The following is a 21587-nucleotide window of genomic DNA, read 5'->3' as shown; positions in this document are numbered from 1 at the left end:
ACTTTGGCGCGATACATCCTATGTCATGGCCCGCATCTGGGGGACGGGCGACGATTCGTGGCACACTGGGCCCACATACATCGGATGTTCTGCCGCACGCGCCGCGTGGAGAAGGGCTGCCATGAGCCAGATCACCGCACTCGAGACCTTCGACCTGCGCTTTCCGACCTCGCGGTTCCTGGACGGGTCCGACGCGATGAACCCGGACCCGGACTACTCCGCGGCCTACACGGTCCTGGGCACCGACGACGACGGCCCGGATGGCCACGGGTTCGTCTTCACCATCGGTCGCGGCAACGACGTGCAGGTAGCGGCCATCGAGGCGCTGCGGCCGTTCATCGTGGGCCGCGAGGTCGAACCGATGCTGGCCGACCTCGGCGACACGTGGCGGCGGCTGGTCCACGACTCACAGCTGCGCTGGCTCGGCCCTGAGAAGGGCGTCATGCACATGGCGGTCGGCGCCGTGGTCAACGCGCTGTGGGACCTGCGGGCCCGGCGCGAGGGCAAGCCCCTGTGGAGGCTGTTGTCGGAGCTTTCACCGGACGAGATCGTCGGCCTGGTCGACTTCCGGTACCTCACCGACGCCCTCGACCCGGCCGAGGCCCTGGAGCTGCTCCGAGCCGCCGAGCCCGGACGGGCGCAGCGCACCGCCGACCTGCTCGAAAACGGCTACCCGGGCTACACCACCACGCCCGGCTGGCTGGGCTACGACGACGTCAAGCTCGCCCGGCTGACCCGGGAGGCCATCGCCGACGGCTTCACCCAGATCAAGCTCAAGGTCGGCGGCGACCTCGACGACGACGTGCGGCGGCTGGGCATCGCCCGCGAGATCTGCGGCCCGGACGTGCGCATCGCCATCGACGCCAACCAGCGCTGGGACGTCGACGAGGCGGTGCGCTGGGTCAAGGAGCTCGCGCCGTTCGACCCCTGGTGGGTCGAGGAGCCGACCAGCCCCGACGACGTGCTGGGCCACGCCGCGATCGCCGAGCGCATCGCGCCGATCCGGGTGGCCACCGGTGAGCACATCGCCAACCGGGTGGTGTTCAAGCAGCTGCTGCAGGCGCGCGGCACCGGGTTCGTGCAGATCGACGCGACCCGCGTCGCCGGCGTCAACGAGAACATCGCCATCCTGCTGCTGGCGGCGAAGTTCGGCGTCCCGGTCTGCCCGCACGCCGGCGGCGTCGGACTGTGTGAAGCGGTCCAGCACCTGGCGATGTTCGACTACGTCGCGGTCAGTGGCACCACCACGGACCGCGTCATCGAGTACGTCGACCACCTGCACGAGCACTTCGCCGACCCGGTCCGCATCGAGCGCGGCCGCTACCTTGCGCCCGAGCTGTCCGGCGCCAGCACCGAGATCCTCGCGCCGTCGGTGGCGGCGCACCGGTTCCCGGACGGTGCGGTGTGGACCTAGCCCTCAGCCGGCTCGGCTTCGGCGCGGCGCCCATCGCGGGCCTGTACAGCGCCGTCGACGACGACACCGCGGCGGCCACCGTCGACGCGGCCTGGGCCGCCGGCATCCGCTACTTCGACACCGCGCCGCACTACGGGCTGGGCCGGTCCGAGCGGCTGCTGGGCGCCGCGCTCGCCGGCCGCGACCGCGACTCCTACGTCCTGTCGACGAAGGCCGGCCGGCTGCTCGTGCCTGTCGACGGAGCCGCGGGGAGCGACGACGAAGGGCGGTTCGCCGTCCCGGCCAGCCACCGCCGGCTCTGGGACCTCAGCCGCGACGGCATCCGGCGCAGCCTCGACGAGAGCCTCCAGCGGCTCGGACTCGACCGCGTCGACCTGCTCTACCTGCACGATCCCGAGGATCGGATGGACGAGGCGATGGCGACGGCGCTCCCCGCGCTGGCCGAACTGCGCGCGGAGGGTGCCGTGCGCGCCGTCGGCGTCGGCTCCAAGGACGCTGCGGCGCTGGCTCGGCTGGTCCGCGAGGGTGACCTCGACGCCGTCATGGTCGCCGGCCGCTACACGCTGCTGGAGCAGCCCGCCCAGGACGCGCTGTTCCCGGCGTGCGCGGAGCGCCGGGTTGGCGTCGTGGCGGCCGCGGTCTTCAACTCGGGCCTGCTCGCCACGGCGGAGCCGGGCCCCGACGCCACCTACGAGTACGGTGCGGTTCCGCCGCCGGTGCTGCGGCGCGCCCGCGAGCTGGCCGCCGTCTGCGCCGGCCATGGCGTCGACCTGCCGCGGGCGGCACTGCGCTTCCCGCTGCGGCATCCGCTGGTGAGCTCGGCGGTGGTGGGCATGAGGTCGCCGGCGGAGGTTGCCGAGAACGCGGCCCGGCTGGCCGAGCCCGTCCCGTCGGCGCTGTGGGAGTCGCTGGCGCGGCGGGGTCTGATACCTGACGAGGAGCCGCTCCTGGACGACGAACGGGGCGCCCGCGTCCGCCGGTGACGCTAGTCGTGGCGCGACGGCCAGCCCCGGCCGCGGTCGCCGACCGGCCGGAACGGCCACACTGCGGGCGCGCGCAGCACCGTCACCGACACCATCAGCGCCAGCAGGCCCAGCACCCAGCCGCCGGGGATGTCGCTGAGCCAGTGGTAGTCGAGCGTGGTCATGAGGCCGCCGGTGACGATGACGCCGGCCAGGGCCAGCCACAGGTAGCGGCGGAACCGCACCGGATCGGGCTTGAGCCCCTGGGCCCCGAACAACACGACGACCAGCAGGAACCAGGTGAGGGTGGCGTTGGCGGTGTGACCGGAGGGGAACGCCTGGCCCACGCCGTGCAGGACGTCCTGGCCGCTGGCCGGCGGCGTCCGGCCCAGGCCGAACTTGATCCAGTATCCGACGAACAGCACCGTGGCCAGGCCGGCCGCGATCGCGATGAGCGGGCGCAGCCGGCGCTGCCGGTAGGCCACGTAGAGCCCGACGGTGGCGATGATGGGCAGCGTGTACAGCCGCTGACCGCCGAGACTGGCCAGTGCGTCCAGCAGCGACCTCACCAGGCCCTCGGGCTGGCGGGCGTCGACGTAGACGTGGACGTCCCAGTCCCACGCGATGAACGGCCCTCGGACCAGAACTTGCCAGGTCATGAGCCCGAGCAGAGCGGCGGCGCCGAGCCCGGCCGGTACCGACGGGACCCACCACGGTCTGTCGCGCCGGCGGGCGGGGCGATCGGTCTCGATCACGAGGGCCTGCTCCGTCGGCGGCGTCGGGGTGGTGTGTTCAGCGGTCATGGTCAGTTGCCATTGTCCCCCATCGAGGGCCCGGACACCGAACTCGGCCGCATTGGTGCGAGGTGTGTACGGCCTCGGGCTCCCGGGGTGTGCCGAAGTGGCTACCCTTGTCCGGTGAGTCTTCGTCTGTACGACAGCGCCAGCAGTGAGATCCGCGACTTCGTCCCGGTCGTCCCGGGCAAGGTCGGGATCTACCACTGTGGGCTGACCGTGCAGGGACCGCCGCACATCGGTCACATCCGCAAGGAAGTGGTGTTCGACGTGCTGCGCCGGTGGTTCGAGCACAACGGCTCCGAGGTCACCATCGTCGCCAACGTCACCGACATCGAGGACAAGATCCTGGTGAAGTCCGCCGAGGCCGGGCGGCCGTGGTGGGCGTGGGCGTACGAGAACGAGCGCGCCCTCGACGCGGCGTACGAGGTGCTGGGCTGCCTGCCGGCCACGTACCAACCGCGGGCCACCGGCCACATCCCGGAGATGGTCGAGCTCATGCAGGTGCTGATCGACCGCGGGCACGCCTATGCGGCGCACGACGAGTCCGGCGACGTCTACTTCGACGTGCGCTCCTGGCCCTCCTACGGCGAGCTGTCCGGGCAGAAGGTCGACGAGATGGAGCCGGCCGCCGACGCCGACCCGCGCGGCAAGCGCGATCCGCGCGACTTCGCGCTGTGGAAGGGCCACAAGCCGGGGGAGCCCGAGACCGCCTCCTGGCCCACCCCGTTCGGCCGCGGCCGCCCGGGCTGGCACTTGGAGTGCTCGGCGATGGCCGTGAAGTACCTCGGCACGGAGTTCGACATCCACGGCGGCGGCATCGACCTGCGCTTCCCGCACCACGAGAACGAGCTGGCCCAGTCCCGCGCGGCCGGGCAGCCGTTCGCGCGGTTCTGGATGCACAACGCCTGGGTCACCACCTCGGGCGAGAAGATGAGCAAGTCGCTGGGCAACTCCATGCTCGTGGCCGACGTCGTCCAGCGGGTGCGGCCCATCGAGCTGCGCTACTACCTCGTCGCGCCGCACTACCGCAGCCACATCGAGTTCTCCGAGGGCGCGCTGGAGGAGGCGGCAGCGGCGTTCCGGCGCATCGAGGGCTACGTCGTGCGCGCGTCCGGCGTCACCACCAACGTCGCGCCGGCACCCGATGTGCCGGCGGCGTTCCGGGCGGCCATGGACGACGACGTCTCGGTGCCGCAGGCCCTGGCGGTGCTGTTCGACACCGTACGCGAGGGCAACACGCTGCTCGCCGCCGGTGAGCGTGTGGAGCTACGGGCCAACCTCGCATCGGTTCGGGCCATGCTCGGGGTGCTCGGCCTGGACCCGTTGTCCGAGCCGTGGGTGGGCCTGGACACCGTCGGCGCCTCCGGCGACCGGCTGCGCGGCGTCGTCGAAGCCCTGGTGCAGGCGGTGATCGAGCAGCGGCAGCAGGCCCGCGAGAACAAGGACTTCGCCACCGCCGACCTGCTGCGCGACCGGCTGAAGGCGGCCGGCATCGTGGTCGAGGACAACCCCGACGGCACTCGCTGGGAGCTGGCTGACACCGCTCCGGACCGAACGGATGGACGCTGATGGCCGGCAACTCCCAGCGCCGCGGCGCCATGCGCAAGTCCGGCACCAAGAAGGGCATGGTCGTCGGCTCCGGCGGGCAGCGGCGCAAGGGCCTCGAGGGCAAGGGCCCGACGCCGCGCGCGGAGGACCGCCCGAGTCATCCCGCCGCCCGGCGAGCGAAGAAGGCGGAGAAGGCTTCGGCGCCTCGACGTGGTGCGCCCGGGAAGCCGGGCGCGGCGGAGACGGTGGCCGGGCGCAACGCCGTCGTCGAGGCGCTGCGGGCGCACGTCCCGGTCAAGGCTCTCTATGTGGCCGAGCGCATCGACAGCGACGACCGCGTCCGCGAGGTGCTCAAGATCGCCACCGAGCGCGGGCTGCCCCTGCTCGAGGCGCCCCGCTCGGAGCTCGACCGCGTCACCGGTGGCGCTGTTCACCAGGGCCTCGCGCTGGCGCTGCCGCCGTACGAGTATGCGGAACCCGCAGACCTCGTCGAGGCCGCGCACGAGGCGGGCGAGCTGCCGCTGGTCGTCGCCCTCGACGGCGTCACCGACCCGCGCAACCTCGGCGCCGTCGTGCGCTCGGCGGCCGCGTTCGGTGCGCATGGCGTCGTCGTGCCCGAGCGGCGCAGCGCCGGCATGACCGCCGGGGCGTGGAAGACGTCGGCCGGCGCGGCCGCCCGGGTCCCGGTGGCGCGGGCCACCAACCTCGCCCGGACGCTGCGCGCCTACCAGGACGCCGGGCTGTTCGTGGTCGGCCTGGACAGTGCCGGCCGCACCGATCTCGTCGACGCCGAGGTACTCGATCGGCCGCTGTGTCTGGTGGTCGGGTCCGAGGCCTCCGGCATGTCGCGCATCGTCACCGATACGTGCGACCTCGTGGTCCGCATCCCCATCGTCAGCAGCGTCGAGTCGCTGAACGCGGGTGTGGCCGCGGGGGTTGCCCTCTACGAGATCACCCGGGTCCGCGGCGGCCAGGCACCACGGTAGGCTGTGGCTCGCCGGCTCGCGGTGTGGTGCGGTCACCGCCTCTTCCGCTGTGGGCCGGCCGCGTCTTGACGACCTACGTCGCGCCGGGCGATCCCTGGCCGGCGCGAGCCGTGGAGGTACCCGAACCGTGTCCGTTGAGCGCATGCTGCCTACCCCGGAGGCCGCCGATCTGGTCGGCCTGGTCCGCGAGATCGCCGATCGTGAGCTGCGTCCGCGCGCCGACGACGCCGAGGACGCGGGTGAGTATCCCCGTGACCTCGTCCGCACCATCGGCCGCATCGGACTGCTCGGCCTGCCCTACGACGAGTCGCTCGGCGGCGGTGGGCAGCCGTACGAGGTCTACTTGCAGGTCCTGGAGGAGCTGGCCGAGCGCTGGGCGACGGTGGCGCTCACCGTCAGCGTGCACACGCTGTCCTGCTGGCCGCTGGCCAGTCACGGCACGCCGGAGCAGCGCAAGCGCTGGCTGCCGGACATGATCGGTGGCGAGCTGCTGGGTGCGTACTGCCTGTCCGAGCCGCAGGCCGGCTCCGACGCCGCGGCACTGTCCACCCGGGCGGTCCGCGACGGCGACAGCTACCGGCTGACCGGCACGAAGGCCTGGATCACCCACGGTGGCGTGGCCGACTTCTACACCGTCTTCGCCCGCACCTCCGACGACGGGCCCCGTGGCATCTCCTGCTTCCTGGTGCCGGCCGACGCGTCCGGGCTGTCGTTCGGCGCCCCGGAGCGCAAGCTCGGGTTGACCGCCTCGCCTACCACCGTGTTGCACCTCGACGACGTCCTGGTGCCGGAGGAGCGGCGCATCGGTCACGAGGGCGACGGCTTCGGGCTGGCGCTGGGGGCGCTCAACTCCGGCCGGCTCGGGGTCGCGGCCATCGCGACCGGGCTGGCCCAGGCGGCGCTGAACGCGGCGATCGACTACGCCCGCGGGCGCGAGCAGTTCGGCCGGCCCATCATCGGGCACCAGGGCCTCGGGTTCCTGCTGGCCGACATGGCCGCGGCGGTCGAGAGCGGCCGCGCGCTCTACGTCGTCGCCGCCCGGCGCCGCGACGCCGACATGCCGTTTCGGCACCAGGCCAGCGTCGCGAAGCTGGTGGCCACCGACAACGCCATGCGGGTCGCCACCGACGCCGTCCAGGTCCTCGGCGGCGCCGGCTACACCCGCGACTTCCCGGTGGAGCGGTACTTCCGCGAGGCCAAGGTCATGCAGATCTTCGAGGGGACCAACCAGATCCAGCGGATGGTCGTCAGCCGCGGCCTGGAGAAGGGGCAGTGAGACGGGTCGAGCGCCGCAACGCGACCTTCCAGCAGTGGCGGGCCCTGCTCACCAACCGTGCCAAGCGCAACGCCGCCGGTGAGCTGATCGTCCAGGGCGTGCGCCCGATCACCGTGGCCGCCGAGTCCGGCCTGACGTTCCGGACGCTGCTGTTCGACGGCCGTCCGAACCCGTCGGCCTGGGCCAAGGAGCTGCTGGCGGCAGGGCTGGCCCCGGTGGTCCAGGTCGCGCCGGAGCTCCTCGCGGAGCTGGGCGAGCGCGCCGACGGGGTTCCGGAGCTCCTCGCGGTCGTGCGCCGGCCCGACGACGACCTCTCGCGGCTGCCGTCCAGCCCCGACTCGCTGGTCGTGGTCTTCGATCGGCCGGGCAGCCCGGGCAACATCGGCTCCTTGGCCAGGTCCGCGGACGCGCTGGGTGCCCACGCCCTGGTGACGACCGGCCACGCGGCGGACGTATGGGATCCGCAGTCGGTCCGGGCGAGCACAGGGTCGGTCTTCGCCCTCCCCGTCGTCCGGCTCGCCTCGCAGGCGCCCCTGTTGTCATGGGTGGACGAGCGACGGCGTGCCGGGGTGCCCGTGATCGTTCTCGGAACGGACGAGTCCGGCACGGTCGACCTGCCGGAGGCGCCGCTGACCGGGCCGGTCGTCGTGGTCGTCGGCAACGAGACCGCCGGCATGAGCCGCGCCTGGCACGAGGCCTGCGATGTCGTGGTGCGCATCCCGATGGGCGGCAGCGCCAGCTCGCTCAACGCCGCCGCTGCCGGGACGGTCGTGCTGTACGAGGCGTCGCGGCAGCGGTCCGGCCTCAGCGGCTGACGTCGTCGTAGGCCAGGGTCAGGCGGCCGTTCGCCGAGCTCGCCCGCACCGCGCTCAGCATGCCGAGCAGGATCATCACGACGCCGGTCATCTCCGCTGCCTCCTCGACGGCCATCACGAGATGCCGCCACAGGTAGCGGACGCCGACCTCGGTGAGGAGCACGTTCACGACCTCCATGCCCAACGCGCCCGCGATCGACAGCGCTAGGCCCCCGACGATGATGCCGCGGGGCCGGAACGGGATTGCTCGGAACGCGGGGATCAGGACGAGAAGGGAGGCGACGATGACCGCGGCGGCCGGGATGGTCCATCCGAGGGACGCCAGCAGGGAACCGGTGTCGAACACCGACGCCGTCCACCGGGCACCGCGCTCGTGCAGGGAGACGACCTCGTCGAAAGAGAGGAGTGCGAAGACGACGGCCAGGACCAGCCATGACCTCGACACGCGCGCCGTCGCCTGGCTGTCGGCGGCCAGCCGGGCGACGACGGTGGCGGTCGCGCAGGAAGCGACCAGCAGCGCGGCCGTCCACCAGCTCGCAACGGAGCGTTCCTGCGCAGCGTTCAGGAGGGCAAGGATGTCGGCCAACGTGCCGGGGCTTGGACGGATGAGGCTGCGGGCCGCGACCGCCACGACGTGAAGCGTCATGACGGCCGCGCACACCACCAGCAGGACCCTGCCGATCGCGTACCGGGGATCGTCCTGCGAGAACGCGGGGACGATCGTCCGGTGACGACCGGCAGGGTCCGTCATGAACGCAAGGTAGCAGCGAGGTGTCCGGGACGTAGCCGACGCGCTAGGCGGCTTCGATGAGAGTTTCCTCAGGAATCTCGGGCCCGTCCTCGACAGGTTCCGTCGTGGCCTGAAACCGGCGGAACAGGGACACCCCGACCACGGCGAAGCAGAGCATCGCCACGGAGCCGACTCCGGCCACCACGTTCAGTCCGCTCATGAAGGCATCCCGGGCGGCGTCGAGCAGCGGCACGGCCACCTCGGGCGGCAGCTGCGGCGCGGCGGCGACGGCACCGGCCAGCGTGTCCTCGGCGGTGGCCGCGACCTCCGCCGGGGTGCCCGCGGGAACGGTGAGCTCGGAACGGTAGATCGCGGTTCCGAGGCTGCCCAGGGCCGCGATGCCCAGCGCGATGCCGAACTCGCCGCTGGTCTCCGAGACCGACGCGGCCGAGCCGGCCTTCTCCGGCGGGGCGGCGCTGACGACGATGTCGGCGGTCAGCGCGGCGCCCGGGCCCAGGCCCACGGTCGCGGTCACGAGTCCGGCCACGATCAGGCCCAGCCCGCCGGTGGCGCCGGCCTGGGTCATCACCGCCAGGCCGATGCCAGCCATGGCCATCCCGCCGCCGATCACCCGGCCGGCACCGAGCCGCTGGCTCAGGGCCGGTCCGAACATCGTCCCGCCGATCATCGCGACCGCGGGCGGCACCAGCCACAGCCCCGCCTCCAGCGGGGACAGGCCCTCGACGAGCTGCAGGAACTGGCTGACGAAGAGGAACATGCCGCCCATCGCGAAGCCGCCGACGGAGAAGATGCCCAGTGCGGAGGTGAAACGGCGGTTGGCGAACAGCCGCAGGTCCAGCAGCGGGTCCGACAGCCGCAGCTGACGGCGGACGAACGCGACACCCACGGCGACGCCGACGGCGATGGCGCCCAGCGACGTGGTGGACGGGCCGTCCTTGGCCAGCTCCTTCAGGCCGTAGATGACCGGGAGGATGGTGCCCAGGGAGAGTGCGACGCTGGCCAGGTCGATCCGGCCGGCTTCGGCATTGCGGTGCTCCGGCAGCAGGACCGGGCCGGTGGCCAGCAGCAGCACCATGATCGGAACGCCCAGCAGGAACACCGAGCCCCACCAGAAGCTCTCCAGCAGGATGCCGCCGATGGCCGGGCCCAGGGCGGTGCCGCCCATGAAGCAGCTCATCCAGACCGCGATCGCGACGCCGCGCTGCTTCGGGTTGGTGAACATGTTGGTGATCAGGCCGAGAGTCGACGGCATCAGCGTCGCGCCGGCGATGCCCAGCACGGTGCGGGTGGCGATGAGCATCTCGGCGCTGGTGGAGTATGCCGCGAGGACGGAGGCGGCGGCGAAGAAGACCGCGCCGGTCATCAGGAGCTTGCGGCGGCCGATCCGGTCGCCCAGCGTCCCCATCGTGATCAGGAAGCCGGCCACCATGAAGCCGTAGATGTCGGTGATCCAGAGCAGTTGGGTGCTGGTCGGCTGCAAGTCCGCGGCGAGGTGCGGCAGCGCCAGGTACAGCACGCTCATGTCCAGGGCGAGCAGTAGCGTGGGCAGCGCCAGGACGGCGAGGCCGATCCATTCGCGCTTGCCGGCGCGGACCTCGGGGGCCGCGAAGGATGTGGTCGTCACGGAAGTCCCTCTCTCGATGGTGGTGTCGCCTGAGACGTCGCGGCCGGCATCGCGTCCTCGACATCACTGTGAGCACAAGCGATGTGACGTGGGTCACATCGATGTCGTGAGAGAGTGTGAACCGTGAAGTACCTGATGCTCATCTACAACAACCCTGGTGCCGGCCCCGATCCGGACCCGGAGGGGCGACTCCAGGGGCACGTCACCCTCTTCCGCGAGCTCGACGCCGCCGGGGCAGTGCTCAGCTCCGCCGCGCTGCGCGACCCGTCGGCGGCCACGACGGTCCGGATGTTGGAGCGCGGCGGGACCGCCACCGTCACCGATGGGCCGTTCCTCGAGGCCAAAGAGCTGCTGGCCGGCTACTACCTCGTCGAGTGCGACTCGCTCGATGAGGCCAAGGAGATCGCCGGCCGGATTCCGTGCGGCGTCGGCGGGGCGGTGGAGATCCGCCCGGTCGACGAGGAGGTCACGACCGCCGTCCGAGGCGACACCCCACATCGACTCGGCTGAGCGGCACCGCCGCGTCGCGGGCCCGGCCCCAGAACGGCGAACACCCGCTCCACCTGTCAGGCAGTCCAGGTGGAGCGGGTGGCTTGCGTTCGCCGGGATCGGTCAGCGCGGCGGCGCCGCTACGCGGCGCTCCGGGGTGCCGGCCGCCATGATCAGGGCAGCCCCGGGCGCGCACGCTGCCAGCGCGGCACGCCGGCGGGTACGCATGGTGTGGTGCCGCTTCCCGTTCCCAGAGGTCATGTGCCCGCGCGCAGCACCGTAAGGTGGCATGACTGGAGGTAGGCTGCGGCGCAACGGCTACTGCAGGTCGTTCCAGAGGATGCGGAACGGCTGGGTAGCGTCGGGCTCGGCCGCGGTGCCGCCGAGGATCGCCAGCTCATCGGGCTTGTGGCGCAGCACGTTCTCGACGTAGTCGCGGGCGGCCTCTTCCAGGCCGGCGTCGTGCCCGAGGTGCTCGGAGAGGTACCAGCGGTGCTCGAGGACCTCGTGGTAGATCTCCGGGCCCTCCAGCTTGCCGCGCAGCTCGCGCGGGATCGCACGCAGCACCGGCTCGTAGGAGTCGAGCACCCAGGCATTGGCGACGATCTCCTCGTCCTCGCCCTGTTGCTCGGTGACGGCCGCGTAGGTGTCGAGGTCGTTGAGTAGCCGGCGCGCCTGGTTCTCCTGTGCGTCGATGCCGATGAGCCGCAGCAGCCGCCGCGAGTGGTGGCCGGGGTCTACCACCTTGGGCTGGACCCTGATGGTGCGGCCGCCGATGTCGGTGACGATGTCGAGCTCGTCGACGTCGAAGCCCAGCTCGTTGAGCCGTTCGACCCGCCGGGCGATGCGCCAGCGCTCGTTGACGTCGAAGGCCTCCCAGTCGGTCAGCTCGGCCCACAGCGCCTCGTACCGATCGGCCACTTGGTCGCTGACCGCGATGGGGTCGACGCTTTCGTCCAGCTGGCCCGCGGCCAGCAGATCCATCATCTCGCCGGCGATGTTGGTGCGGGCGGTGTCCAGGTCGTGCGCGCGCTGCCCGTCGCTGAGAGTGTTGTGCAGCTCGCCGGTCTCGGCGTCGACGAGGTACGCCGCGAACGCGCCGGCGTCGCGACGGAACAGCGTGTTGGACAGCGAGCAGTCACCCCAGTAGAACCCGGTGAGGTGCAGCCGGGCGATCAACACGACCAGGGCGTCGATCAGCCGGTCGACGGTGTCGCGGCGCATCATGCGGGCGAACAGCGCCCGGTAGGGCAGAGAGAACTGCAGGTGCCGGGTGACGAGGATGGAGTCCAGCGAGGTGCCGTCGGGCGCCTCACGGCCACTGACCACGCCCACCGCCTTGACCGACGGCACGTCCAGCCGGGCCAGGTCGCGCAGCATCTGGTACTCACGGTCGGCGAACGGCTTGACGATCTCCTTCAACGCGTAGACATTGCCGCCGAGCCGGGTGAAGCGCACGACGTGCCGCGAGATGCCGCGGGGAAGCGCCACCAGGTACCACTCGGGCCACTGCTCCAGCGGCATGTCCCACGGCAGGTCGAGCAGAGCCTGCTGCTCCCGCGGCGCGGCGAGGATCCGGAGCTCCATGCCCACGATTGTCCCGCACCCCGCGCGTGGCCCAGGGGTAATCGAAGATCAGGGGGCGGGGCCTGCTGTGCCTCGTGATCAACGATCGGGTACATCACGAGGATCGTGTGTGCTTCACCGTGCTTGTAGGCCTGGTGGAGCGCGGGAACGCCCGGTGATGTCGCCGACCGCCACGCACCCGACGACCCCCGGAACCACCCGTGGGTGGGGCGGATGGCGACGGCGTGGGTACGGGCCGGCGCGGCGTGCTGGCGGGTGGTTCGGTGGGGTTCTGGCGCTACCGAATCAACCATGATCATGAGCCGCAGAACGATCAGCGCCCGGCCGGGAGCCGGCCAGGCGCTGATCGTCGTGTGCTGGACGTGAGCCTGTCAGGCGTCGAGACGCTCCCCGGTCTTGACCGAGAAGAAGTGCTCGCTGCCAGGCCGGACCGTGAAGGTGATCTTCTCGCCCTTCTGCGGGGCGTTGCGCGGCTCGACGCGGGCGATGATCTGGTCGCTGCGCAGCCTCTCGGTCTGCTGCTCGGCCTCCGGGCCGGCGGGCCGGCCGTAGACGTAGGCGTCGGAGCCGAGCTCCTCGACGACGTCCACCAGCACCGGGATGCCGCCGGTGTCCTCGCTCGACGCCGGGATCAGCGACTCCGGCCGGATGCCGAGGGTGACCGTCGAGGACCCCTCCGCGGCCACCTGCGAACTGATGGAGCTGGGGATCGCAACGTCGGCGTCACCGAGCTTGGCACGGCCGTCGGCGACGTCGAAGGTCGCGATGTTCATGGCCGGCGAGCCGATGAAGCCGGCGACGAACACGTTGGCCGGCTTGTCGTACAGGCCCAGCGGGCTGTCGACCTGCTGCAGCAGGCCGTCCTTGAGCACGGCCACGCGGTCGCCCATGGTCATGGCCTCTACCTGGTCGTGCGTGACGTAGACGGTGGTGATGCCCAGCCGGCGCTGCAGCGAGGCGATCTGGGTGCGCGTGGACACGCGCAGCTTGGCGTCCAGGTTGGACAGCGGCTCGTCCATGAGGAACACCTGCGGCTCACGCACGATGGCCCGGCCCATGGCGACGCGCTGCCGCTGGCCACCGGAGAGGGCCTTCGGCTTGCGGTCGAGGTACTCGGCCAGGTCGAGCAGCTTGGCGGCGTCACCGACGCGGCGGCGGATCTCGTCCTTCGGCGTGCCGGCGATCTTCAGGGCAAAACCCATGTTGTCGGCGACCGACATGTGCGGGTAAAGCGCGTAGTTCTGGAACACCATCGCGATGTCGCGGTCCTTCGGCGGCATGTGCGTGACGTCGCGGTCACCGATGCGGATGGAGCCGCCGTCGACCTCTTCGAGGCCGGCGAGCATGCGAAGGCTGGTGGACTTCCCGCAGCCGGACGGGCCGACGAGGACCAGGAACTCCCCGTCCTCGATGGCGAGATCGAGACTGTCGACCGCTGGCTTGTCGGTTCCCGGGTAGATCCGGGTTGCCTTGTCGTACGTGACCGTGGCCATCGTGCTTCCCTTCACCGGCAGGTACGTGCCGGACGATCCGTAGTGAAGTGGACGGGGTATTCAGTTGTCCCGCAGGTTTCCACTGGGTTGCGGGTGTTACGAGACACTATATGGTGAGCCGCGACACGTCACCCAGGCGTGACGTAGGTCACGTGGCCGCTGCCCACCGCGCCGGCAGGCGACGGGAGCGCGGTACGGTCCGTCCATGACGGTGCGGCTCAGCGACGTCGCCACGCACGCGGGTGTCAGCGAGGCGACAGTCAGCCGGGTGTTGAACGCCAGGCCGGGTGTCGCCGTGCAGACCCGGCAGGCGGTGCTCGCCGCGCTCGACCTGCTCGGCTATGAGCGTCCCAGCCGGTTGCGCACCACTGGCGCAGGGCTGGTCGGGCTCGTCGTCCCCGAGCTGGAGAACCCCGTCTTCCCGGCGTTCGTCCAGGTCATCGAGACCATCCTGGCCCAGCGCCAGTACACGCCACTGCTGTGCACCCAGACGCCGGGCGGGGTGAGCGAGGACGAGTACGTCGACATGCTGCTCGACCGTGGCGTCGCCGGCATCGTTTTCGTATCGGGCCTGCACGCGGACAGCACCGCCAGCCCGGACCGCTACGTCCGGCTGCGCGAGCTCGGCGTGCCGGTCGTGCTGGTGAACGGGTACGTCGCCGGGCTGGACGCGCCGTTCGTCTCCACCGACGACGTCGCCGCCGCCGGGCTCGCGGTCGGGCACCTCGCCTCCCTCGGGCACACCCGGATCGGGCTGGTCATCGGGCCACGGCGGTTCGTGCCCGCCGCCCGCAAGATCGAGGGTTTCACCCGGGCGCTGCGTGCGGTGCCGGGCGCGCCGGCCGTCGAGAACGCCGTCGCCACCTCGTTCTTCACCGTCGAAGGCGGCCGGGCCGGCGCCGAACAGCTTCTGGACGCCGGCTGCACCGGCATCGTCTGCGGCTCGGACCTGATGGCGCTGGGCGCGGTCCGCGCCGTGCGCAACCGCGGTCTGGACGTGCCCGGTGACGTGTCAGTGGTCGGCTACGACGACTCGCCGCTCATGCCCTTCACGGACCCGCCGCTGACGACGGTCCGGCAGGCGGTGCCAGCGATGTCCGCCGCGGCCGTCAACGCGCTCATGGAGCAGATCGCGGGCGTCGCGCCGGAGCGGTCGGAGCTCCTGTTCGCGCCTGATCTGGTGGTGCGCGCCTCGACCGGGCCGGCGCCGGGCTTGCGCGCTCCGTAGCTGAGAACTTCCGAAAAACCTGGGCAAACCGCCCGCGGGAAGTTCGGATCCCTTTCCTGATCGGCCGATTGGCCGTACGGTTCAAAGGCACCAGGTGTGCTCCGTGCCGGCGAGGAGGCCCCGATGCGAATCTCCGACATCATCCGGAACAAGGGCAAGGTTGTTGTCACCGTGCCGCCCGACACCGACGTCCGCAGCCTTCTGACCGTGCTGGCCGAGAACCGCATCGGCGCGGTGGTCGTGTCGTCCGACGGCAGCACGATCAACGGAATCGTCTCCGAGCGCGACATCGTCCGCGCGCTGGCCGCCCGCGGTGCGGCCATCCTCTCCGAGCCGGTCTCGGCCATCATGACGTCGGAGGTCCAGACCTGCGTGCTCGGGACGCACATCGACGAGCTGGCCGCGGCCATGACGGAGGGCCGGTTCCGGCACGTGCCGGTGATCACCGACGAGGGCCGGCTGGACGGACTCGTCAGTATCGGCGACGTCGTCAAGATCCGCATCACCGAGCTCGAGGTCGAGCGCGATTCCCTCTCCTCCTACATCCGCGCCGCCGCGACCTGACGGCTGGCGCCGGTCCGGCGCGCGTGCATTCCGGGCATTCGAGAATGCCGCGAACTGCCTTCCGCAATTTCCTGGATGGGTAAAATAACTAATAGTGAACCCGTCCAATAGGGAAAACATCTGGTGAATCGTCACGTGCGCGGCGCGGGGGTCTCCGTGCGCCGATTGTCCCCTCTTGTCGTCATCTCCGTTCTGCTGTTGTCGCCATTGGCCGCTTGTTCAGACGATGGCGACGAAAACCCCGGCGGTGATTCCGCGGACCCGTCCGCCACGGGAGGCGGGTCCAGTCTGGTGCGGGTGCCCGAGGACGCGGCCACGATCGGCGAGGCGGTCGAGCAGGTCGCGGCCGGCGGCATGGTGCTCATCGGGCCGGGCACCTACCGCGAGTCGGTCGTCGTCGACACCGCCGACGTCACCATCCGCGGCGCCGACCGCAATGCCGTCGTCATCGACGGTGAGGGCGAGCGCGCCATCGGGGTGCTCGGGGTGGCGGACGGGGTGCGGGTGCAGAACCTGACCGCGGTGCGCAACACACTGGCCGGGGTGCTGATCTCCGGCGTGCACGACGCGCAGGGCAACGTGCCGGGTGACATCTATTCCAGCGAAGACCCGGAGGCCGAGCTCCTGCAGCGTTACGAGGTGCGAAACGTCACGGCCAGCAACAATGGGCTGTACGGCATCTACGCGTTCCACGCCCAGCACGGCGCCATCGTCGACAGCTACGCCTCCGGCGGCGCGGACTCCGGCTTCTACCTGGGTCAGTGCATCGAGTGCGACGCCGTCGTCACCGGCAACGTCGCCGAGCGCAACGCCGTCGGCTTCGAGAACGCCAACGCCAGCGGCGGCGTGCTGATCACCGGCAACCGGCTCTCCGGCAACCGCGTCGGGCTGACGCTGACCTCGGACTACCAGGAGGCGTTCGTCCCGCAACGCGACAACCTCGTCGTCGCCAATGTCGTCACCGACAACGTCCAGGCCGACTCGCCGGCGCAGGCCGAAGGCGGCTTCGGTGTCGGCATCGGGATCAGCGGCGGTCAGGAGAACGTCATCGAGCGCAACCTGATCGGCGGCAACGCAGCGGCCGGCAGCGTGCTCAGTGGCGCGGAGGACGTGCCGGCCCTGGACAACCAGTTCCGCTCCAACCGGTTCGCCGGCAACGGCGTTGACATCGTGGACGCGTCGAGCGAGCGGACGCCGTCGTCGGGGACCTGCCTGCTCGACAACGGTGCCGCCTCGGTCGCGCCGGACGCGCTGGCCGCCGCGGTCTGCCCGGACGGCACGCCGTCGGCGCCGGGGGTGACATACGAGGTGCCTGCCGCGCCGCCAGGGGTGCCGTACCTGGACGTCACCATGCCCGTGGACCAGCCGGGCCTGGCCGGCGACCTCGAGGCCGTGCCGGAGCTGCTGCCGGACACCCCCGAGCGGCCCGTCGTCGACGACCTCCCCGTCCCGGACGCGTCGTTGCTCGCCGACCGTTCGTCGCTGTGAATTCGGGCCGTGAAATCGGGCCCGCCGGACATCATCCGATCGGCCGATCTTTTCTGACCTTTGCCGCGAAAACGGGCAACACGGCGATTGTGGCGGGCGCGTCGGCATGCGTGTCCGTGCTCTTTCTGCAAACCTGATCCGGGCCGAATCCGGCGGTGCGGATTTGTCGTGCGTACGAACGGAAAGACGCATTCCTGATCGTGGTGGTCCTTGGATCGCCATGTCCGGTCGCGGGGACCGCCTGAAATCAAACCCGCGGCCGGGATGGTCACATGCCCTCGTGACCGACGTCGGAGGGCCCGGCACTCCATCCCGGGGTGCCGGGTCCTTCGCACGCCATTGGACAATGTGCGTCTGATGTCGATTCCACGCCGGGCCTGGGCCATTTGGGCCGTCGGCGTCTCCGCCTACATCGTGGCCGTGCTCCACCGGACATCCTTCGGGGTGTCGGGGCTGGACGCGGTCGAGCGGTTCGACCTCTCCGCCAGCGTCCTGGCATCGTTCGTCGTCCTGCAGCTGCTCGTCTACGCCGGGCTGCAGATCCCGATCGGGCTGCTGCTGGACCGGGTCGGCGGCCGGCTGCTGGTCGCTGCCGGTGCCGTGCTGATGGCCGCCGGGCAGGTCACGCTGGCGCTGGCGACGTCGGTGCCGGTTGCCGCGGCCGGCCGGGTGCTCGTCGGCACCGGGGACGCGCTGACGTTCGTGAGCGTGCTGCGGATCGTGGCCGGGTGGTTCCCGCCCGGCCGGGTGCCGGTGATGACCCAGCTGACCGGACTGGTCGGCCAGGCGGGCCAGGTGCTCTCGGCGGTGCCGTTCGTCGCGGTGCTGCACGCGTACGGCTGGAGCTCGGCGTTCGGGTCGGCGGCGGCCCTGGGTGTGCTGGTCGGGGTCCTCGCCTTCTCGGCGCTGCGCGATTCGCCGTCGACACGGTCTGCGCCGGTCCAGGACGGCTCCATGCGGCATCTCGGCCGCGACCTCGTGACGGCGTGGCAGCACCCTGGCACGCGGCTGGGGATGTGGGCGCACTTCACCACCCAGTTCTCCGGCACTGTCTTCGCGCTGCTGTGGGGATACCCGTTCCTGGTCTCGGGCGAGGCCATGTCACCGTCGTTCGCCGGCGCGATGCTCACCCTCACCGTCGTCGCCGGCGTGATGGCCGGCCCGCTCATCGGTGTCATGGTGCAGCGGCATCCGCTGCGGCGGTCGTGGTTGGTACTCGGCGTCGTCGGGACCAACGCCGGCGCGTGGACGGCGGTGCTGCTGTGGCCGAGCAAGGCGCCGGCCTGGCTGCTGGTGCTGCTCGTGCTGTCTCTGGCACTGAGCGGACCGGGATCAATGATCGGGTTCGACTTCGCCCGCACGTTCAACCCGGCCAACCGGCTGGGCACGGCCACCGGCATCGTCAACGTCGGCGGCTTCCTGGCCTCGCTGCTGACGATCCTCGCCATCGGCCTGGTCCTCGACGCCCGCACCGGCGGCTCCGGTCAGTACGATCTGGACGACTTCCGGATCGCGCTGTGCGTGCAGTACGTGGTGTGGACGGTGGGCTTGGCCGGCATCCTGCGCTCCCGCCACCTGGTCCGCCGCCGGATGGCCGAACACGGCGTCGTCGTCCCGCCCATCCGCGACGTCATCGCCGCCCGCCGCCGCCGTCGTCGAGAGCGGCCGTGAAGAACCGCTACCGTTCGTGCCGCTCCGCCAGCCGGCTTCCCCGCGTCGCATCGTGTAACGCTCGGAGGTGGGCCGATGCCGCCTATGGTGCGAGGGGGAGCGCACATCACCAGGGCTTCTGGTGCTTCCTCAGGGATGCAAGCATGGTGACGCACCAGAAGTCCTGGTGATGTCGCCCAACGTTGATGATCAACGGCGCCGCACGGGCGTGTCCCGCCGTGATCCTCCGGCGCGCTTGCTACAGCAAGCATTCATGCGACAGCCCTGCTCCACCCGTTGGCTGTCTGGCGATCTTGTCGCGCAGGCGCCACCAGCGTCTGCGCAGGTGGAGCCCGAAGTCGGATTCGAACCGACGACCTACCGCTTACAAGGCGGTTGCTCTGACCAGCTGAGCTATTCGGGCAGGAGAGGAAACGGTACCCGAGCGGGTACCGTCCCTCCAACCAGTCTGGGCTCAGACCACGGCGCCGTAGTTGGGGTCTTCCCGACTACGCTTGTCGGCCTTCTTGACCGGCGGCGGCGGGGCGGGCTTCTTCCGCTCCAGTGTGATCGCCAGTGGCGTTGCGGTGAAGTTGGACGAGTAGGTGCCGATCAGGATGCCCAGCACCAGCGCTAGGGCGAAGTCGGACAGGGAGTCGCCGCCCAGGAAGAGCAGCGCGAGAAGGATGAACAGCGTGCTGGCGCCAGTGTTCACCGAGCGTGGCAGCGTGTTCAGGATCGCGGTGTTGGCCACCTGGGCGAAGTCCTCGCCCTCCTTGCGTGTCCAGGTCTCGCGGATGCGGTCGAAGACGACGACGGAGTCGTTGACCGTGTAGCCGATGATCGTCAGCATCGCGGCCAGGAAGATGCCGTCGATCGGCTTGCCGATCCAGGCGAAGATGCCCAGGGTGACGATGGCGTTCTGGAACAGCGCGATGACGGCGCCGGTGCCGAAGGTCCAGCGGAACCGGATCGCCAGATAGGCCAGCTGGGCGACCAGGGCCACCGACAGCGCGATGATCGCGTTGCGGCGCAGCTCGTCGCCGAGGCTCGGACCGACCAGCTCGTCGCGGATGAGCTCCGAGCCGCCGCCGAGCTCGCCGAGGGTCTCGACGACGGCGGCGGCGCCGTCGTCGTCCATGTCGCTGGCGCGGACGGTGATGTCGTCGTCGCCGGACTCTTGGACGATGGCGGTCGGGAACCCGGCCTCGGCGACCGCGTCGCGGGCGTCGTCGACGTCCAGCTGCTCGGTGGTGGAGACCTCGACCAGCCGGCCGCCGGTGAACTCGATGCCGTAGTCCAGCCCGCGCACGAAGATGCCCGCGCCACCGACAACCACCGCGAGCGCGGAGATGATCAGCCACCGGCCCGGCCGGGCCATGAGCTGCGGGTTGCGCCGGCGCAGCCACAGACGCACCCGACCGTGGTGGGCCAGACCGCTCGCGTCGGGGTGGTTGCGCAGCCACTTCCGGTCGGCCAGCCACTCGCACAGCACCCGGCTCAGCACCAGGGCCGACAGCAGGGACGCGAGCACACCGATGGTCAGCGTCACGCCGAAGCCGCGGACCGGTCCGGAGGCGAGGAAGAACAGCAGGGCCGCCGCGAGCAGGGTGGTGACGTTGGAGTCGGCGATGGCCGACAGCGCGTTCTTGAAGCCGCTCTGGACCGCGCCGCGCAGGCTCTTGGTCTTGCCGTCGACGTAGTCCTCCCGTGCTCGTTCGAAGATCAGCACGTTGGCGTCGACGGCCATGCCGATGGCCAACACGAAGCCGGCCAGGCCGGGCAGGGTCAGCGTGGCGCCCAGCGCGCTGAGCGCGGCGTAGGCGATGGCCGCGTAGCCGACCAGGGCGAGGATGGCCATGACACCGAAGAGCCGGTACGCGATCGCGATGAAGACGGCGGTCAGGCCCATGCCGATGATCGCGGCCCAGGCGCTGGCCTCGATGGCCGCGTCGCCGAGCGTGGGGCCGACGACGCGCTGCTCCACGACCTCGACGGGAACGGGTAGCGCGCCGCCCTTGATCAGGGCGGCCAGGTCCTTGGCCTCGTCCTCTTCGAAGTCGCCGGTGATCTGGGTCTGGCCGCCGCGGATACCCACGCCGCACGCCACCGAGCTGGTGACGTTGGGCGAGGAGATGATCTCGTTGTCCAGCACGATGGCGATGCGACGGGTCGGGTCGCCCTCCGGCTGGCAGGCCGCGTCGCTGGTCAGCTGCGCCCAGGTGTCGCCGCCACTGCCGGTGAAGTCGATGGTGACCAGCCAGCCGCCCTGGTTGACGTCGAAGACGGCGTCGGCGCCGCTGATCTCCTCACCGGTCATCGCCGACGGGGCCAGCAGCAGCGGCTGCCCCGACTCGTCGGGCAGCACGATCGAGTCCTCGCTCGGGGTCTCCGGCGCGGGGGTCTCCGTCGGCGCGGGGGTCTCGGTCGGGGTCTCCGTCGGGATGCTCGAGGTGTCGTAGCCGAGGACGGGGTGGACGGTCAGCTGGGCCGTCTGGCCGAGGGCTTCCGAGGCGTCCCGCGGGTCGGAGACGCCGGGCAGCTCGACGATGATGCGCCGGTCGCCGGACCGGCTCAACGACGGCTCGGAGACGCCGAGCGCGTCGACCCGGCGGCGCAGCACCTCCAGAGCCCGGTCGGTGGACTCGGCGTCGGCCTGGACGGTGTCGGAGTCCTGCGTCTCCAGGACGATCTGGGCGCCGCCCTCCAGATCGAGCCCGAGGTTGGGGCTACTGGTCAGGGTGACGAACGCGGACCCGGTCAGGACCAGGAACGCGACGACGGCGCGGAACACCCGGCTGCCGTCCGGCGGGTCGGTGCCGCGACGCTTGGCACGATGGCGCAGCAGGTTGTACGTGCCGAGGATGACGGCAATGGCACCTATGAAGAGGTAGAGCGCGGACATGCGATCCACA

General features: G+C 71.0%; 17 protein-coding genes and 1 tRNA gene. 11 read left to right on the top strand and 7 right to left on the bottom strand.

Annotated elements, in window-relative coordinates; all coding sequences use genetic code 11:
* Positions 1 to 121: 121 nt before the first annotated feature.
* On the top strand, positions 122 to 1414 hold the full coding sequence (locus tag E1269_RS12100; RefSeq protein ID WP_131894721.1) for an L-fuconate dehydratase: 1293 nt from the start codon (positions 122 to 124) through the stop codon (positions 1412 to 1414).
* Complete coding sequence (locus E1269_RS12095; protein WP_131894719.1) at positions 1405 to 2397, top strand: aldo/keto reductase; 993 nt, start codon at positions 1405 to 1407, stop codon at positions 2395 to 2397. The genes E1269_RS12100 and E1269_RS12095 overlap by 10 nt, the downstream gene beginning before the upstream one ends.
* A gap of 2 nt (positions 2398 to 2399) precedes the next feature.
* On the opposite strand, the gene E1269_RS12090 is transcribed toward E1269_RS12095, so the two are convergent.
* Entirely contained in the window at positions 2400 to 3179 is a 780-nt protein-coding gene (locus tag E1269_RS12090; RefSeq protein WP_131894717.1) for a phosphatase PAP2 family protein, read from the bottom strand.
* A gap of 114 nt (positions 3180 to 3293) precedes the next feature.
* On the opposite strand from E1269_RS12090, the gene cysS reads away from it, so the two are divergent.
* From cysS to E1269_RS12070, 4 genes are all read left to right on the top strand, one after another.
* Positions 3294 to 4742, top strand: coding sequence for a cysteine--tRNA ligase (gene cysS, locus E1269_RS12085; protein ID WP_131894715.1), 1449 nt, complete (start codon positions 3294 to 3296; stop codon positions 4740 to 4742).
* Positions 4742 to 5707 (top strand): 23S rRNA (guanosine(2251)-2'-O)-methyltransferase RlmB, encoded by a 966-nt coding sequence (gene rlmB, locus E1269_RS12080; RefSeq protein WP_131894713.1) that lies wholly within the window; start codon positions 4742 to 4744, stop codon positions 5705 to 5707. The genes cysS and rlmB overlap by 1 nt, the downstream gene beginning before the upstream one ends.
* A gap of 127 nt (positions 5708 to 5834) precedes the next feature.
* Positions 5835 to 6983 (top strand): acyl-CoA dehydrogenase family protein, encoded by a 1149-nt coding sequence (locus E1269_RS12075; RefSeq protein ID WP_131894711.1) that lies wholly within the window; start codon positions 5835 to 5837, stop codon positions 6981 to 6983.
* Positions 6980 to 7798, top strand: a complete 819-nt coding sequence (locus E1269_RS12070) for a TrmH family RNA methyltransferase (protein WP_131894709.1) — start codon at positions 6980 to 6982, stop codon at positions 7796 to 7798. The genes E1269_RS12075 and E1269_RS12070 overlap by 4 nt, the downstream gene beginning before the upstream one ends.
* Here the strand turns inward: E1269_RS12070 and E1269_RS12065 are convergent.
* Together E1269_RS12065 and E1269_RS12060 are read right to left on the bottom strand one after the other, a co-directional pair.
* Positions 7788 to 8549 (bottom strand): hypothetical protein, encoded by a 762-nt coding sequence (locus E1269_RS12065; protein WP_131894707.1) that lies wholly within the window; start codon positions 8547 to 8549, stop codon positions 7788 to 7790. The genes E1269_RS12070 and E1269_RS12065 overlap by 11 nt on opposite strands.
* 43 nt (positions 8550 to 8592) lie before the next feature.
* On the bottom strand, positions 8593 to 10191 hold the full coding sequence (locus E1269_RS12060) for an MFS transporter (RefSeq protein WP_420810627.1): 1599 nt from the start codon (positions 10189 to 10191) through the stop codon (positions 8593 to 8595).
* Positions 10192 to 10296: 105 nt separating this feature from the next.
* Here E1269_RS12060 and E1269_RS12055 point away from each other — a divergent pair, with 105 nt between their 5' ends.
* Positions 10297 to 10683 (top strand): YciI family protein, encoded by a 387-nt coding sequence (locus tag E1269_RS12055; RefSeq protein WP_131894705.1) that lies wholly within the window; start codon positions 10297 to 10299, stop codon positions 10681 to 10683.
* 297 nt (positions 10684 to 10980) lie between these two features.
* On the opposite strand, the gene E1269_RS12050 is transcribed toward E1269_RS12055, so the two are convergent.
* Positions 10981 to 12249: a DUF4032 domain-containing protein gene (locus tag E1269_RS12050; RefSeq protein ID WP_131894703.1), complete on the bottom strand. Its 1269-nt coding sequence runs from the start codon at positions 12247 to 12249 to the stop codon at positions 10981 to 10983.
* Positions 12250 to 12620: 371 nt separating this feature from the next.
* Positions 12621 to 13742 (bottom strand): ABC transporter ATP-binding protein, encoded by a 1122-nt coding sequence (locus tag E1269_RS12045; protein ID WP_131894701.1) that lies wholly within the window; start codon positions 13740 to 13742, stop codon positions 12621 to 12623.
* 205 nt (positions 13743 to 13947) lie between these two features.
* Here E1269_RS12045 and E1269_RS12040 point away from each other — a divergent pair, with 205 nt between their 5' ends.
* The 4 genes from E1269_RS12040 to E1269_RS12025 all read left to right on the top strand — a co-directional run bounded on the left by E1269_RS12040 (position 13948) and on the right by E1269_RS12025 (position 18693).
* Positions 13948 to 14970, top strand: coding sequence for a LacI family DNA-binding transcriptional regulator (locus tag E1269_RS12040; protein WP_131894699.1), 1023 nt, complete (start codon positions 13948 to 13950; stop codon positions 14968 to 14970).
* Positions 14971 to 15093: 123 nt separating this feature from the next.
* On the top strand, positions 15094 to 15534 hold the full coding sequence (locus E1269_RS12035; protein ID WP_131894697.1) for a CBS domain-containing protein: 441 nt from the start codon (positions 15094 to 15096) through the stop codon (positions 15532 to 15534).
* A 297-nt stretch (positions 15535 to 15831) separates the two neighbouring features.
* Entirely contained in the window at positions 15832 to 17022 is a 1191-nt protein-coding gene (locus tag E1269_RS12030) for a right-handed parallel beta-helix repeat-containing protein (RefSeq protein WP_203433403.1), read from the top strand.
* 357 nt (positions 17023 to 17379) lie between these two features.
* Entirely contained in the window at positions 17380 to 18693 is a 1314-nt protein-coding gene (locus E1269_RS12025; protein ID WP_131894695.1) for an MFS transporter, read from the top strand.
* Positions 18694 to 19019: 326 nt separating this feature from the next.
* On the opposite strand, the gene E1269_RS12020 is transcribed toward E1269_RS12025, so the two are convergent.
* Positions 19020 to 19096 (bottom strand) — tRNA-Thr (locus tag E1269_RS12020).
* A gap of 51 nt (positions 19097 to 19147) precedes the next feature.
* Positions 19148 to 21577 (bottom strand): protein translocase subunit SecD, encoded by a 2430-nt coding sequence (secD, locus tag E1269_RS12015; protein ID WP_131894693.1) that lies wholly within the window; start codon positions 21575 to 21577, stop codon positions 19148 to 19150.
* Between the last annotated feature and the right edge of the window lie 10 nt (positions 21578 to 21587).

The organism is Jiangella asiatica, from assembly GCF_004349065.1.
Taxonomy (GTDB): domain Bacteria; phylum Actinomycetota; class Actinomycetes; order Jiangellales; family Jiangellaceae; genus Jiangella; species Jiangella asiatica.
Note: the sequence above shows the minus strand (reverse complement) of the source record. Positions and strands in the feature narration are given on the sequence as shown.